This is a genomic window from Vibrio sp. OPT20 (genome assembly GCF_963889365.1).
Classification (GTDB): Bacteria; Pseudomonadota; Gammaproteobacteria; order Enterobacterales; family Vibrionaceae; genus Vibrio; species Vibrio splendidus.
This window is the reverse complement of sequence record NZ_CAWPOA010000025.1, coordinates 1-263: the sequence shown is the minus strand read 5'-3', so window position 1 is coordinate 263 and position 263 is coordinate 1. Positions and strand designations below refer to the sequence as shown.

Sequence of the window (263 nt, the reverse complement as noted above, 5' to 3'; positions counted from 1 at the left end):
GTTCCCGAGTGGCCAAAGGGAGCAGACTGTAAATCTGCCGGCACTGCCTTCGATGGTTCGAATCCGTCTCCCTCCACCATATTCTTCTTACCTCTTTTGAGAGTTAAGAGAACAACCTAGTTGATGGGCTTATGGGAAACATCAATTTAGGCTTACTTTGTGAAAAGTAAGACACACCCTGGAGGGGTTCCCGAGTGGCCAAAGGGAGCAGACTGTAAATCTGCCGGCACTGCCTTCGATGGTTCGAATCCGTCTCCCTCCAC

General features: G+C 50.6%; 1 tRNA gene. It reads left to right on the top strand.

Annotation, left to right across the window (positions count from 1 at the left end):
• The first annotated feature begins 180 nt into the window (after positions 1-180).
• Positions 181-262 (top strand) — tRNA-Tyr (locus AACR09_RS00990).
• Position 263 lies beyond the last annotated feature (1 nt).